Source organism: Enterococcus sp. DIV0008 (genome assembly GCF_050542615.1).
Taxonomy (GTDB): Bacteria; Bacillota; Bacilli; order Lactobacillales; family Enterococcaceae; genus Enterococcus_D; species Enterococcus_D innesii.
Genome location: NZ_CP172937.1, coordinates 622,192 through 637,887, shown reverse-complemented (window position 1 = coordinate 637,887; position 15,696 = coordinate 622,192). Strand labels below are relative to the sequence as shown.

Sequence of the window (15,696 nt, the reverse complement as noted above, 5' to 3'; positions counted from 1 at the left end):
AAGGGTCTCTCGTAGTTTTTGTTTCTTATTCTGTGATCGAAACGGTTGCTTGTGCGATTTCTCGTGTGCTTAAGTCAGCAAAGCGATGCAATGCATGGATCGTCATCTTGCTGTCTTTCGTCACGCTGTTGGCTTGTTCTTGGTTCAAATAAGCGGTAAACGTGCCATCCGCAAAACCACTTACCCACAGAATCATGCCATCAATTTCAAGTCGTCCAAAGTTGATGTCATCTCCTGTATAGGTTCCCGTAATGGTTCTGTCACCCAGCTTGTATGGGTCTGGTGTAATCGTACCAATAAATTCTTTATCGATAGTGACTACACTGCGATCCAATTCGGTGTCCACTGGACGACCATTAACAACCTCCCGATGGTAAGCAACCAATTCAACTGTTTCTGCATCGCGAATTAAATTACGTGTATCTTGATTGACAAAGTAAGTAAAGGTTTGGTCTGTTGTGTTAAAGGTACCACCCCATGAAACTGAACGCCCATCAACGATCAAGTTGGCGAAATTCACATTACCAGTAAAGGTTCCGGTAATTTCACTCTCTGTCACTTTGAAGGCTGCTGGTTGAATCGAACCTGTTGCTTTGACGATTTCTACCGGCTGCAACACCAGCTTATGATCAATCGTTTGTCCATCGACTGTTTCACGATGGTAAGTTTGCAATTCAACTTTCGCTGCTGTTCTGATCTGGTCTCTAAATTGTGCGTGAACAAAGAATTCAAAGCGACCCGTCTCTTTGTTGAAGGTACCACCCCAGTTACCTACCGATTGTCCATCAATCACCAAGTTGGCAAAATTGATATCCCCCGTAAAGGTTCCCGTAATCGTGGTATCAGTGTAATTGTATTTATCTGGTGTGATCGTCCCTTGAAGTTGATCAATCACTGTTACTTCTTTGGTTTCTAGCACTTCGATGGCTTCCGTGTTGCCATTGATTTGACGATTCAACGCTTGGATCTCAACTTTGTCCCCCGCTTTGATCCCAAGGTTCGCTACATAAAACGAGAAGGTGCCATCGGCATTGAAAGTACCACCCCATGCATTAGAAGGCGTGCCATTGATCACTAAACGGGCAAAGTTGACATCACCCGTAAAGGTCCCTGTAATCATCGTTTCGCCAACACGGTATTGATCCGGTGTGATCGTACCAGCCAAATCTCTAGTCAATTCAACAGTTGTCCGATCAAGTACTTTGCCATATTGATCCAAGGCTTCGATTTCTACGACATCATCTACGGATTGGATGCGATTACCGATATAGAATTTAAACGATCCATCAGCAAAATTCCCACCACGTTCAGATTTACCATTCACATACACACGAGCAGAAACAACATCGCCGGTATACGTCCCTCTCAGGAATTGATCGCCAGAAGAAACATTGTAGGTATCTGGTGTGATCGTGCCTTCGGTGTTTGCTGGATCAGTGACAACGATCGTTGAAGCAATATTTGATTGCAATCCGTCAATGCTTGCTTGAGCAGTAATAATTGTTCCCGCTGCTTGTTGATCAATCTCTACTTCAAAATTGCCCTCACTGTCAACAGTGGCATTTTTCGTTTCAGAATCGCCTATAGTAATTTCCACATGTGCATCTGGTTCGGCTGTTCCACTAACAGTCGTGTCTGTGGTTGTCACTTGATTCAACGTTGTTTCGGCGATCGTTGCGCGCTCAACCATGGTTTCCGCAATATTTGATGAAATGCCATTTAAGGTTGCTTGGGCGGTGACTACCGTACCAGCTTGTTGTTTCTCAATCGTCAATGCATAGATACCATCACTACCCACTCGTCCATTCGCAATGATCGTGTCACCGGCTTTGATCGTAATCTCAGCATTCGGCTCAGCCGTTCCCGTCACACTTGTGGAGTCAGTATTTAGATCGGAAATCGTTGTTTCGGCAATCGTTTCTTTTTCACTATCTTCTACAACTGTTTCTGCAACCGATTGGATACCATTGGCCGTTGCGGTAACAGTCACTTTTGTTCCAACTGCTAACGGTGCGTTCGGAATCGCAAATTGATAAGTTCCATCACTTGCAACGCGTCCCGTCAAACTTCCTTGTCCTTCAATAGTGACTGCTAAATCGGCATTTGGCTCAGCTCGTCCCGTAATGTGCGTTGAGCTTGTGGTTAAGTCGTCAATGGTCGTTTGTTGAATCGTTGCGGTATCCACAAAGTCACCAAAAGCGATTTTTCCGATTTGAGAACTATTGAATGTTGCGTTGAAGATTGAGTCATTGGATTCAATTCGCGAAGTAACTTGTTTGTTCGTATAAGTATTTAGTGAGAAAGAACCTTGTCTAAACTCTGGATAATTAAAGCTGGGCTCTCCTGAAAAATCAGCTGATCTTCTCCAAGTTTGCATTCCTGTCGATGAGTGAATCGTGTAGTTCGTTGTTCCTGGATAGGACCCAATTGCGGTTCCATTGGTATGATTGTTTTGGATTCGAACATTTGATCCTTCATGGAAAGTGCTTGATTGTCCAACGTTTACCGTTGAATACGTGCTTCTTCCCACGACATCCAGTGTTCCCCCAGATAATACGGTCAAAGCACCTCGTAATCCCAAGGCTTCTTGTGTTTTTTGCGTATTTGGTGCACTTGTGATCTTAAACGTTGCATTCGAATTAACTACTACGCTTGAGGCACTTCCTTCGATCAAGACTGCTTTTGCTGTATTTGAAGGATTGTTTTGAGTAACATCTAATAAGCTGCCTTCACCTAAATCAATTCGACCACCACTTGCAAGATAAATCGCACGAGCTGTTCCGTTGTTATTTGCAACTACAGAAGCACCACTGCCGATATTCATCCGGACATTCGAAGTAGCCCAAATCAAGGAACCTGCATTTAATCGGTTTTCGCCAAAGAAATTAGCTGAAGAATTGCTAGCGGCTAAATAGAGTAAACGCCCTGTTGCATGACTATTTTCATGAGTAACGTTTGTAAAGGAAACACTGGACGTTCTATTTTGATAGATCGTATTCGTTGCATGGGCTACGATTCTCACATTTCTGATACTTAATCCTTGATTCACCGTATTTCCATACAGCCGAACATTATTCCCGAAGGTTAACGTATGACCATTCCCTTCAATCGTTTTGGTCGTCCCTGTCCATGTCACACTACTAGTCATCGTGATGTTATTGGCTAAGCTGATTTGTGTAACGGTCGCATTGGCTAATGCTGTCCGTAATTCAGCATCAGACGTTACTTGGACACTTGCCCTTGTTGAACGGGTTTCGGTAGCGTTTTCCGCTGAGTCATCAGAACTATTTTCGGAATTTTCTCCATTTGATGTGTCTGTTTGTTCCTCATTTTCTGCAGCTTCATTATTTTCTGAAGAGTTCTCAGTAGATGCTTCTGTTTGAGCTTCTTCACTTTCAATAGAAGAACTATCGGTTTCCTGATTTTCTTGATCATCGGTCGCGGTAATCTCATTGCCTAAGTCTTGCGTCGTTTCACCATCCGATAATAGATTGGGTGCTTCTACTCTCTCTTGAGAAGCTTCTAAGGAATCAGAAGCTTTTTCTGTCGCCATCGCATTTATTGGCAGCGCCGATAATGTTAAATGACTGATCAACAATAAACCTGTGACTTTTTTACTAAATTTGTTATTCATAAGTAACTCCTTTTTCTCTATTCTTTCTCTTGTACTTTAAAGATTCATTTCACGTTTTTACCAGTCACCCTTTCTTACTCCCTCGAAAAATATCAGTCTTAGTCCTTATTGGAACAACCTATTCGAAGCAAACTCTCTAAATACCTAAATAAGAACTAAAATATGATGTTTTTTTGACGAAAGTTTATTGCTTTTGACGAGGTTAAATTTAACATGGTTGAACATCAATAGATAAATCAAGATTTGCAAACCTGTATGAATAAATTGATTTTCATTTTCTTTTCAAATAAGGCATTTTGAAAGTTTGTGCAAAAAAAAGCGTTATAAAAAAAGACGATTCCTTATTCTTTAAAAAGGATCGTCCATTTTTGTTATTACCTGAAACCACTTAACTCATTAAGATGGATACAAGGTTTCTGCCTACTAATTCTTCTTAGTATCAGAAACATTGTTAACAACAGTTCTCTTCAACAGAATGCTTCTTTTCTATAAAAAATGTCCCAAAAAAAGCAAAATAAAAGAAATTCGTTGTAATTTTACACATCTTCTAAAAAAATTCATTTTTCCTTGGTATAATAAGTAGAGATCTGCGTATCATTAGATTTACGTTGCCCGTTAGTGAAGTTTCAGGCAACGTTTCTTTTTGGGGGATAGCTATATGGAAGATAAGCAAATTTTTGAGAAGCGGTGGCTATTAGCTACCAGTGAACAACGGGAGAAATACCATGCCTTAATTGCCTCTTACCCTTCAATAGAGTGGACTTTTAAAGAAAAAAGCTACCTTTTGTGGCTTTGCCAACTAGATAATGACACATTCAAATCCTTTAAAGCGATTTTTGCTAAACTGGCAAATGAACAGTAAGAGTTTTCGTGGATCAAGCTACTTCATCTCATAAGCGTCCATCTTTTTTTTAAGAGGAGTGAAGGAAATTCCTTCCTTGCTTATTAAGAGAAAAAAGCCACAACCATTTTTCTCAACGGTTGTGGCTTTTTAGCTTAATAGGTATTCTGCTTTCATGAGCATTTCTGCTAGCAATAGCTTCACTGATTGCATTCAAAGTATACACTTGACTTAACTTGGGGTTGCACTTAATGCTTGCCCCAACTGAGGATCGATTTTTTCAATCACTCTTAGCCAATCTTGATGATCCGGGATTGTTTTAAGTAAGAGATAGTCCGTGGATAAGATGAACTCTGATAGGTATTCACTATAATTCGTTACCACGAGATCGATAGCATTTTCCTTCAAATAGGCAGTCGTCAATTCATTGATTTTTGGGAAAAACACGTAATGATCATTGCCAACATAGCGCAAAAAGCGTGCGCGGATAGCGTGACAGGTGTAAAGGTCGCCTTCTAATGTCAATGCGATTCGGTTGACCTTTTGATAATAGAGTTCCTTGAGCGCCTCACTATACAAGGTAAGCGCTGCACAGATATCAGACAGGTACTCCTTACTGACCCCAAGAATTGCTTGATTCTGCTTCAAAAATACAAGATTTTTTTGATAGGCGACGTAGCTATGCTTTAGGGGCTCATTTTTTACTTCCGTCAGCAAGCGATTCAAAATGGGCGCTAGTTGATCATTGATTTTCTTAGATAACAAAAAGGCGTGAATCATCGTCTCGATTAGTTGGGGATCATTAAATGGGATGCCCCATTCTTGAACAAAGTGTTGACTTAGCGCCTCTAGTTCAGGATAAAGTGCAAACGATGCAATGAACTGCTGTTCTTTTACGGGCTCAGTCAATGTACGCTTCATCACCGTGACTAGATAAAGCCACACCAATTCTTCTTGTGGTAGTCTTACCTGGTAAAGGGCTTCGATTTTAGGTGCTAAGTCTTTCATTACGGTAAATGCCGTGTGGTCTTTGACTATCTCAGCCAAATGAGTAGGAAGTTGGATGGTCTTTCCAGACTGATAACGCTTGATTGTAATATACAAACTATAATAAAAATCACTAGGAGCAACACCCGTGTTCACCACATCAGTTGGCACTTCTGAAAACGTCTCACTGACTACCGCAATCAGCTCTTTAGGTGGAAGCAGAGTATGAGGAGTAACATCTGATTCATAATAAAAATCTTTGAAAAATTTACGAATATTCGCTTCTGCTCCACTCAAATTAACTGGTTGTAGCACCAACTCTAAACCATACTTTCTCAACGTGAGGGAAGCACTATTCAAATAACGCCGCATCGTGCTTTCTGATACATACAAGCGCTGTGCCCACTCTTCAACAGAACAAAGTTCACCATGAAAGATTGCTTCTAAAATTTGATACATACCTTCTTTTGCAACCAGCGCTCTTTTTTTGGTCAAGTATACTTTTGGGTTCGTTTCCATAAAATGATAACCATTAGCCACATGCACAAACTTGGCTGCATCCTGCAAATAGGCTTTCAGTTCCTTGATATCAGAGCTGATCGTCCGTTGAGTTACATCAAGTTTGTTCGCAAAGCTTGCGATTGAACAAGTACGTTCACGCTCAAACGCATTTAAAATTTGAAGCCAGCGAACGGTCGTTTTGTTCAGCATAAAACTTAACTGCAATTCTCTCATGTTCCCCTCCTTGTAAGCGATAGTTTGTCTAACGATTTTCTTTCAAAATGTCTTAACTCTAAAAATGATTGGCTAACACATGCCTCGAAAAAGGTGTTGCACCAGTGTGTAACTTTCAGAATCTGTTGCATCGAAAGGAGTCAAACGGAGCTCTTATAGGTTTATCTACCTCATTCAGATGATTTCCTGAATCACTGTGTTTCCTAACATCTCAAGCGTTGTTTCCATAGCGACTGAGAACTGCCTCGTTCAACGCCGCAGGTTTCCTCTCTATAGTACATTATTTGCTTACAGAAAAAAACTACCCTTTTTCTTTTATTCATAATACGTTGGTTTTAGGTTGTATACTTAAGTGAACAAACGAGGTATTCTCTAGGTAGACTTATTTTTAAATGGAGGAAATTGTATGTCAAATATGGTTTATGGATACGCTCGCGTATCTACAAGACAGCAGGATCTTTCTCGTCAACTAGACTTGCTTGAACGATATGAATGCCACAAAATTTATACTGAAAAAATTAGCGGCATTCGCACAAATCGACCGGAATTAAACAAACTAAAAAAGCGAGTGAAAGAAAATGACAAAATTATTATTGAAAGCTTTTCACGGCTTGGTCGGAGCACCAAAGACTTGATTGATCTCGTCTATTTTTTCGAAAGAAAAGGAGTAAAAGTGATTAGTATCAAAGAAAATTTTGATACACAGACCCCTCAAGGAAAACTGATGATGACGGTTTTCCAAGCCTTCAGTCAATTTGAACGAGACATTATTGTGGAGCGAACCAAAGAAGGGCTAGATTCTGCTAGAGCCAGAGGAAATATTGGTGGGCGTCCACGAATCGACCCTAAACTGATTCAGTACGCCCTGAATCTTTATCAGAAGGAAGGTCGAACTGTCGTTGATATTTGTGCCCAAACTGGAATAAAACGATCGACTTTCTATCGCTATCTTCGTTTAGAAAACAACAACCACCTTTCATGAATAGGTGCTCTGATTTTGCTAATGACCCTAGATTCCCCGTAACAAAAAGCACAAGACGGATCTTGCTGATTTGTTTGATCCTTCAAAGATAACATCTTAAGTTAGCTTTGAGGGACACTTACAGTTCTTCGTCCGGTGCTTTTTTTCGTCTAGCAGATTGTTTCCTTTATTCTTCTTCATTGCTTTTTCTTTTGCTCTCTTTTCTAGAAGAACTTCCGATTATTTGTCCTCTCCCGAACCTAAGCTAAGATGCACCGAAACAGGCACCGTTCTTTTCGAAGGGCATTTATTCGTTAATTGAAGGGTGATTTACGTATAAGTAGCGCTTGTTACATCTGGTTCTATTAAGTTTCAAAGGATAAAGCTTCTTGATTGACGTAGAGTATTATATAATCTACTTAAAACCAACGTAATTTACATTCGGCACTGATTGCTTCCATAAGATTTTAAAAGAGGTGGTGATATCAATGTTAGAAAATTTATCAATCAATTTGCATCGAGACAAGTCATTTTCCCGTCAAGTAAAAATTTTACAGATGCTAAATGCAGCACCAACCGGTTATCATCCACAAGAATTGGCAACCTTGCTGGGTCTATCTATGCCGACAATCACGAAAGAACTCAATGTTTTAAGCGATAGCTTGCCAGAAGAACTGATTAAAATCAACTTTTCTGAAAGTAACATCGTTTCAATCAAGTATGCACCAAATGCCTCAATCAATTTAGCGATTCAGCTTTTAAGTATGGAAACACTCGAGTTTAAAATCATGTCGAGTATCATTGATAACAAAAAATACTCCATTCATCGAGCAACGATCGAATTTGGCTATTCTCGTAGTCACTTGTTGCGAACCATCAGCTACATGAACAAGTCTTTACAAACCTATTCTGTGACGATCGCTACGAATCAACTTGACTTTATTGGTACTGAAGCCGATATTCGTTTTTGTCTGTTTGTCTTTTTCTCCGCTTATGGTGACAGCACGATTTTAGATAAAGATAGCCCGGCAGATGCACGTCTTCTGGTCCAAAAAGCCAAGGAAGCCAACAAGAAAGAGTTACATTACAGTCATTATCGACTGGCCCTGTGGTTAAGTATCGCCAAACGCAGATGGCGCTATTCTTACTTTTTGAACTTGCCGCCTTCTTTAGAGCGTAACCTATTGGAAAAAGAACGCTTTAGCATTTTCTCGCACGTATTGATCGAGTATTATTTAAAAAAATACCGGATCATTCACTTACCAAAACAAGAACTACTTTGGCTCTTCCTCACTACACTCCACTGTCTGTCTTATAGTACATTGGATGTTACTGAAGAAGATGCAGCCAAATATATTTTTCACCATACAGAAAAACCGGAAATCATTGCGGAAATTGGTCTGTTTTTAAAAAAAGGCCAACAGCCTATTTCCTCTGCAGTCTCTCAGAAAATCATCTCTTATCTAGTGAACCTCCGCTTGTTATCGATGATTTCTGCCAATTATGAATTTGCTGATCCACAAATCAAAACCTTTGTTGAATCGACCTTTAAGACAGAGTACCTCGCTTGGAATAAGTGGTTGAAACAATTCAATGACCAAAGCGCCTTCTTCTCCTTTACTCACTTGGAGCATATCGCAGTCACATTGACCTTATTAAGCGAACTGGCACCTAGTACTCCGCTAAAAAAACAACGTAAAGTGGCCTTTGCTTTTCAAGGTGGCGCTGGATTGGATGCTTTCTTAGCCGCATCAGCGGAGCTATTCAAAAATGATCAGACTGAAGTCAGTTACTTTTTCGAAGTGACTCCTGATACCCATGAATTGATCCATCAGGAAATTGATTTGATCGTCAGCAATTTTGACTTACACTTGAAAAGTAATCCCCACTTTCAGCAATTGCGAATTTCGAATGTACCAAGTCTATCTGACTGGATGATCATTCATAAAACGATTGAACAATTGGTTCAGCCAAAGATCATCCCCGATTATTTACCGTAAGGAAACTGACGGCGCTTTACTAAAGCCAGCCGCCAGTTTCCTTCTTTCATTTGGAAGTTCAAGAAGCAAGTGCTGCTGCCCCCTCTTCGCTTGCGTTTTACCTACAGGAAAAGCAAAAACCCGGTTCCTCACATTCCTTTGTATCAGTAACTTATCGATGTGTCGCTCCTGGTATCTCATCACTAGAAGCCATCTAAGTAGTCGCTGGTTCCATCGCCTGCCTTTTTTAATGGAAACAACCTCTCACTTATTTCTAGGATTCGTTATAGTAACGGTCACCAAAAATAAAAAGACTTACCCCTGAATACTACACATATTTGAAAGAACTTTTATATCTATTTTTTTGATTTACGATAAAAAAAAGAAATTATTTCACTTTCCTTTTTTTGTATAATTTGAGAAAAGAAAGGGGAACAAATGTGGATTTTATCAAAGAGCTGCAATCCTTTAAAACGATCGTCGAAGAAGGGACTTTTACGAAGGCTGCTGCCAAACTAAACTATGCCCAATCAACGGTTACCAATCATATCAAAAAGTTAGAAACAGAGTTAGAAGTGGCGTTATTTTTAGAAGGGAAAAGCAATGTACTAACATTGGAAGGCGAATTGTTGAAGCAGGAAGTCCCTGGACTGATCGCCCAATGGGAGCAGGTAAAAGAACAGTTGCACAACGCTTCAAGTACGATCGACTCATCTATACGGATGGGGATCGTTCAGCCCTATGACATTTCCATTTTGCCAGAACTGCTCCATATGTTTGCTCAGCAATACCCAAAAGTGAAATTCGAGATTCTTGTGGGAACCACCATGGAATTAGCCAAGGCAGTAAAAGAAAATCGTATTGATGTCGCACTATGCTCACTTCCTCACGAGGGGAATTTTGTTTACGAAGAATTGTTCCAAGAAGAGCTTTGCTGCATCACATCGATCCACAACCCGTTAACGATCAATAAACTAGCTGATTTCGAAGGCTGCCACTTCTATCGTTTTAACGATGACAGCCTAGCACATAAAAAAGTTGAAAGCTATCTTGCCAGTTGCGTGCCATCGATCCATTGGGAATATGTCAACAATATCAGTACGATTCCTTACTTGATCGAACAAACTGGTTATTGCAGTTTAGTGCCTCGCTCTATCGTTGATCAGACCCGCGCTGGAATAAAAATCTTAGCGAATCCTTTAGCAAATACACGTATGTCGATCGGATTGCTTTCAAAAAAATCCCTAATGCATTCTCCCAGTATTACAAAAGAATTTGTCTTTGAATTAAAAAAACGTTTGCTCTAGTTATCTAAAGGAGATTATGTATTATTGACTTTTTATGCACGTTTGCTTTTTATTGAATCAAGTGTAGTTATTTTGAAAGGATCAACACTGTAGAAAAGAAACAAGCTGTACAATGTCTAATGGAATCAAAGACGTTGTACAGCAAGGTTTTGGATATTTCTGACTCTCATAAAATGATGAAATCATAGCTTTTTCTCAATTCTAATCTGTGTTATCATTTTACTTTTTTTATACAAATTGATACGATTATTCATACCATTGATAAGAATCTGAAAAGAAAGGCTACTCTTAAATTTCAGAATTTTTCACCGATTGTAAAAAACAGAAACTCTCTTTTGTCCTTTCCAAAGTATACTCTACTTCGGAAAGACACAATGAACAAAAATGCTGGACGTGTAAACCGCTCGACTGTATTTTTCAGTAGCAGGTAGCTATTGCACAACGAGCCTATTTTTGCAATTGTCTGAAAAGATAGACGCTGAGAAAAGGAGGAGAAAACCATGTTTATCGTTGAAGCGATCTTCAGCTTTCTAAGAGACACATTAGGTGTGATCCTAGCCATTCTCTTAGGGACACTTTGTTTGTCGATGGTGGTCAATCTGATCGTGATCGTTGTAAAAAACACCTATACAAAATTCAAAAAAAATTATTGATCAATTGCTATCTTCCATAGATAGCTTTTTTGCTCTTCTAGGTTTCTTTTTTTCCTTTGTAATATCTTTTTTCAAACTCAATCCAAGACTTGCTGAATTCATGGTTGGAAAAGGCGCTTTTTAATCCTGAGCGTTGTTTAAAGCGGAAAACTTCTTCGCGATCCATCCCTAATTCCTTGGCAATTCGTTCATCCGTCCAGTCATTAGCGACCAATTGCTGCACGATATTTCCCATCTTCTCGATGCCATGGGTACCGCGGGCCCGATTGTGACGAATCGTTGAAGCAATGCGATTCTCAAAAGGCTTATCGATCACCGTGACCGGAACGCTTGGCAACGCCAAGCGCTCTTTTGCTACGATATACCGATGAAACCCGTCAATCAAAATATACTGGTCTTGCTCTTTATCGTGGTAGCAAACCAATGGTTGCGTAAAGCCATCTTCTCGAATCGACAGTTCCAACAAATCCATTTCTGGAGCAGCCACGGTGTTGGGATTATACGTATTCGCGTGAATCTTGTTGACTGGGATCAGCTTCGCCGCTAACACTGGAAAATCGATATCGCTCATGAGGGACTACACTCCTTTTTAGAAATGAATAATTTTTTGTTTGTCGATAGACCGCAAACCCTTTTGACTCCAAAAGGGCAATTTCACTAGGCTGATTAGTAGAAGCGAGAATCTCTGCTTCTGGGTAGTTGCGGGTGATATCCACCAACATTTTCCGTAAAAGAAACTTTTTAAATTGAGCAGCTGGATCTTTTTCATAAAATTCTCCTAGCTCCACTTTGTTGGCGCCTTTTTCATAATAAGAAAAAGCGGTCACTCGTTTTTCATCATCAAGAATCACGTACCAGTAACAGTTCTCATCATTGACTAAGTACGGAAATTGTTGCTGATACACTCGCTCTGCAAAGAAAGCTCCCATCAATTGATAGAATTGGCTTTTCTTATACGGTGGAAAAAATAAAACCAATCGTTCGTTCACAAAACCCTTCCTCTCTACGGACCCATTCGTCCATCGTTAGGTGATTTTTTTCGTTAGATACTCGTATTTGGCATTCAATTTTTTCAACTGATACTTGGGTAAATGCTCGATCCCCAACGCCGCCCCAAAATCCACCGCCAACTCATACAATTCAGACTCATCTTTTTTCGTCAAACTGTATTGTCGCGTGCTCAAGGAAAAATCATTTTTTTCTAACGCACGAGCGATCCCTTTCCAGTCATGCCAGAGTACTTCGTTTTTTAGCCACTCCTTACGTTTGGTCACATCGGGAATGTCTTCCACTTCGATTCCGTGCTTCTCTCGATAATGATCAATCAAAATCGTGATTTTGCGATAATAATGATCCTGTAATTTCTTTGAATAAAGTCCAATTGATTCCAGTAAAAAGACCGCATACTCTTGCCAAGTCATATGACTGGGTTTTCTCGTATTGTAATGCGCCAGCAATCCTGTCTGGGCATACAAGCGACCAAAATTGGCTCCTGACACACGATTTACGACGCGCTCCCACGTTTCCGGTTCCACCAAAGCATATTGGTACAAGCCTTTTCGTTGCTGCATGCCGTAAGGCTGACAGATCCGCATTTGATGGATCGGAACACCATGATCATACAACTTTTCATAAAAGCCATTGATCGGCCAGTCAAAACGAGCATAGGCTCCCCACACATCTTCGGTCTTCCAATCATAGATGGGGTAAAAATTGACGACCATTGAATCTGCTACTTGCCGTTTGATCCAGCATTGCTTCCGAAAGTTATACTTTGGCGATGTGATTGATCGATACCGATACAGACTTTCTTGTGTCCGAATACCTACACCGCAAGCAACGGGCTCAAAGCCATGGTGACTTGCGTACCAATGAGCAAAGTTTCGCAAGAACTTATCAGGATTCATATTTGCACTCTGATAAATCTCCATCAATGATTCATCTAAATCACCAAGTGAAATCGCATCTTTTGGCATTGGCTGTACCCACTTCTCCCGTTCTTGTTCATCCCACATCAGCCATTGTGGCTGAAATACGCTGGTATTGTTGTCCTCGTAAAAGGGTAAGCAAAAATGGTAAGTTTGATTGATACTTGGTAACGCTTTGATTTTTTCCATGAATACTCGTGTAGCATCATAATTTGCCTCTATATCTAAAATCAGCAGATCGAAGGTTTTCTTTTTTTGTCGGGCGACTTGATCGGCCAACTGGATCATAGCACCACTGTCTTTTCCGCCACTGAACGAAAAGTACACATGGGGAAACGTATCAAAAATATATTCCAGACGATTCATCGCCGCTTCCAGCACATTTTCCTTACAATATTTCTTCATAAAAGCTCATGTCCTCATTTTATTTGTCCTTTTTTTGAATAAGTATTACATTCTAGTATAAAGTTTCACTTGGCTTCTTACAAGGACTTAAGGGAGATTTTGCATGCGATACATGCAACTAATTGGTAACTATCATTGCAGCATGCTCCTCATTCCTCCCGACTATTCCCAGTAATCAAGAAAAAAAGTGGGGGAAAACAGCAAGCCCCCCTTCTGAAACAAGTTCAATTGCTTTTCTTGATTCATTCGGTCAAAAGAGTTTGGAGGACTTTATCAATACGCTTCATTTGTTTTTCATTGAAGTTTGAAAGCCATACTTGATCCGTAAGCAAGCGTTTCTTTTCATGCTGAAGGTCTTTGTGTCGACTGGCTTCCTTGATATTTTCAATCATCTTCAAGAAATTGCTAATTTTTTCTTCTTTAGGCAGTAGTACATATTCTTGCTTGATTGCTTCAAACTTGTTTTCATGATCGATCACCAGAAGTTGCGTGATCAAATCGTGGGCGATCCACCGATGATAGGAGTTTTTATGGGTATGCAACGCCCAGATCCGTTCCCACTCATCATAAATCAACTCAGGGTTTTTAATGGCTACTTCTTTAATGATCAAATAACTATTAAAATACTCATTGATATGGTTTTGACCATCAACGACATTCTCCACTAGTTTCTCCCTTACCTTTCGATCATCGATCGCCGTTTGCACAAACGGTTGGGGATCAAAGGATGTTGTCTGGAAATGACGCGCGATTTCTTGGTAGTCCATGCTTTCACCTTCTTTAAAAATTATCAGATTATTTTTCAGGTTTGAACCTCTATATGTATTTTAACAGAATTCAAGTATGAAAAAAGTGGCTTTTGGATTCCCTCTTCTTACATCAATCATCAATTCTGCTCATACAGATAGACTAACGTCTTTTCGAATATCATTCTTTTTGGAAAAACAGTTAGGAAGAACCATCTTGATTCTTTATCCACTAACACATCTATTGATTTCTTTCGTTCGTCTATTGGGCTCTCGCAAGCTTCCTTTTGTATCCTCTTCCGAAAGTGGTCCTCCACAAGAGAACGTGTTGACAACTGCTTTTTCGATAAGCACCCTATTTCAATGACATAAAAAAGGAAGTCCCGTCTTCGGAACTTCCTGCGTTTCTTTTCTCTTTAAAGACTATTTCACGCATAGTTGCGAGATGCTGGATCACGCGTCCTTTCTCCGAATACCTCGGCTGGTAGGCATTTTGATCCATTGTTCTGGCGGACGCTTTCTGATTTTTTTTGGTGCAAACATCAGTTGAACAGTTCTTTTGACAAAGTTATTTCGGTATACGTTTTCCATAACTTGCACGCCCTTTTCAATTGATTTAGGAAGTGGTGACGCCGATCCTTCTTCCTATCTTTATTATAAGCCCCAAACCGTCACAAAACAAACAATTCAGCTGCTGCTCTCGCCCTTTCGTTTAGCTAAAATCTGTGAACACTCCTTAAATAAAAGGTATATTTTCTTGAATAATGTTCAACAATTCACCGCATATTTATTGAAAAAAATAATGGAAAATTGCAGAAAAAGCTTGAATCTGCTCGAAACAAACGCCAAAGGACTGTATTTTTGAATGAAAAATCGTTTCACTTTACTTTTTCTTAAATTTTAATTATTATTCTTTTGAAATAAGATTAATGAAGGAGATAAAAACATGGAAAAATACCAAGTGTTCCCTGGTCAAAACTATCAGGCAAATGTTATTGGCTTTACCGGTTTACAAGAAGTTAGTGTGATTCATGTTTACGAAAATACTGCAACTGTTCTAATCAAAGAAACAGCTGAAACTGGTGTTGCCAAGCTATGTAATTTTCTTGTTGGTACAACACAATTAGTTAGTTGATTCTCTTTTATTAACCAAAACATGGGGAGCCATTTGCCCTCCAACATGTTATAGGAAAACGATCTAAAATTCGCCTTTTGAATGATTGGCTTTTTCCTATTCATCAATTACATTAGTATTTTTATTTATCTACTCAATATCTCTCTACTTTATATATAAATAGTGTTAGAATGAACAAAAGGAAACGTATCAGGCTTCCCCCAAGAGAATCTTCCCCAAGTACTCTTGTCTGATACGTTTCCTATTTTTGTGGCGAAAAAGCCACAGACCAATGGTAGCCCTTTACTCTGTGAAAAGCAAGCATTCAAAATTGATTTTTTCTTTCCTGTCTCATTTCCACTTACTCAGTCTTCCTTTCATAACAAGAAAGAACACGACACGATAA

The 15,696-nt window shown here is 39.6% G+C and carries 12 protein-coding genes; 6 read left to right on the top strand and 6 right to left on the bottom strand.

Translation table 11 applies throughout. The features are described 5' to 3' along the window. Positions 1-25: 25 nt before the first annotated feature. Complete coding sequence (locus IGI84_RS02950; RefSeq protein WP_430600729.1) at positions 26-3,634, bottom strand: immunoglobulin-like domain-containing protein; 3,609 nt, start codon at positions 3,632-3,634, stop codon at positions 26-28. A gap of 658 nt (positions 3,635-4,292) precedes the next feature. Between IGI84_RS02950 and IGI84_RS02945 the strand changes: the two genes are divergently transcribed. Continuing rightward, complete coding sequence (locus IGI84_RS02945; RefSeq protein WP_430600728.1) at positions 4,293-4,496, top strand: hypothetical protein; 204 nt, start codon at positions 4,293-4,295, stop codon at positions 4,494-4,496. Between the two features lie 210 nt (positions 4,497-4,706). Here the strand turns inward: IGI84_RS02945 and IGI84_RS02940 are convergent, their stop codons facing one another. Next, positions 4,707-6,197 (bottom strand): helix-turn-helix domain-containing protein, encoded by a 1,491-nt coding sequence (locus tag IGI84_RS02940; RefSeq protein WP_430600726.1) that lies wholly within the window; start codon positions 6,195-6,197, stop codon positions 4,707-4,709. Positions 6,198-6,603: 406 nt separating this feature from the next. Between IGI84_RS02940 and IGI84_RS02935 the strand changes: the two genes are divergently transcribed. The 4 genes from IGI84_RS02935 (at position 6,604) to IGI84_RS02920 (ending at position 11,097) form a co-directional block, all read left to right on the top strand. Beyond that, positions 6,604-7,179: a recombinase family protein gene (locus IGI84_RS02935; protein WP_081119030.1), complete on the top strand. Its 576-nt coding sequence runs from the start codon at positions 6,604-6,606 to the stop codon at positions 7,177-7,179. Between the two features lie 467 nt (positions 7,180-7,646). Next, entirely contained in the window at positions 7,647-9,158 is a 1,512-nt protein-coding gene (locus tag IGI84_RS02930) for a helix-turn-helix domain-containing protein (RefSeq protein ID WP_430600724.1), read from the top strand. A 419-nt stretch (positions 9,159-9,577) separates the two neighbouring features. Next, the gene (locus IGI84_RS02925) at positions 9,578-10,444 is read left to right on the top strand and encodes a LysR family transcriptional regulator (RefSeq protein ID WP_081119028.1); all 867 of its coding nucleotides are present in this window, start codon (positions 9,578-9,580) and stop codon (positions 10,442-10,444) included. Between the two features lie 500 nt (positions 10,445-10,944). Then, positions 10,945-11,097: a hypothetical protein gene (locus tag IGI84_RS02920; RefSeq protein WP_175632043.1), complete on the top strand. Its 153-nt coding sequence runs from the start codon at positions 10,945-10,947 to the stop codon at positions 11,095-11,097. A gap of 37 nt (positions 11,098-11,134) precedes the next feature. On the opposite strand, the gene IGI84_RS02915 is transcribed toward IGI84_RS02920, so the two are convergent. The 4 genes from IGI84_RS02915 to IGI84_RS02900 form a co-directional block, all read right to left on the bottom strand. Next, a complete protein-coding gene (locus IGI84_RS02915; protein WP_077453646.1) occupies positions 11,135-11,668 on the bottom strand; it encodes an IbrB-like domain-containing protein in 534 nt (177 codons plus the stop codon). Then, complete coding sequence (locus IGI84_RS02910; protein WP_077453647.1) at positions 11,595-12,086, bottom strand: hypothetical protein; 492 nt, start codon at positions 12,084-12,086, stop codon at positions 11,595-11,597. The genes IGI84_RS02915 and IGI84_RS02910 overlap by 74 nt, the downstream gene beginning before the upstream one ends. A gap of 36 nt (positions 12,087-12,122) precedes the next feature. Beyond that, a complete protein-coding gene (locus tag IGI84_RS02905; RefSeq protein WP_081119025.1) occupies positions 12,123-13,430 on the bottom strand; it encodes a DUF3440 domain-containing protein in 1,308 nt (435 codons plus the stop codon). Positions 13,431-13,672: 242 nt separating this feature from the next. Then, the gene (locus IGI84_RS02900; RefSeq protein WP_430600722.1) at positions 13,673-14,197 is read right to left on the bottom strand and encodes a hypothetical protein; all 525 of its coding nucleotides are present in this window, start codon (positions 14,195-14,197) and stop codon (positions 13,673-13,675) included. A gap of 925 nt (positions 14,198-15,122) precedes the next feature. Here IGI84_RS02900 and IGI84_RS02895 point away from each other — a divergent pair. Further along, the gene (locus tag IGI84_RS02895) at positions 15,123-15,311 is read left to right on the top strand and encodes a hypothetical protein (RefSeq protein ID WP_081119023.1); all 189 of its coding nucleotides are present in this window, start codon (positions 15,123-15,125) and stop codon (positions 15,309-15,311) included. Positions 15,312-15,696: the final 385 nt, after the last annotated feature.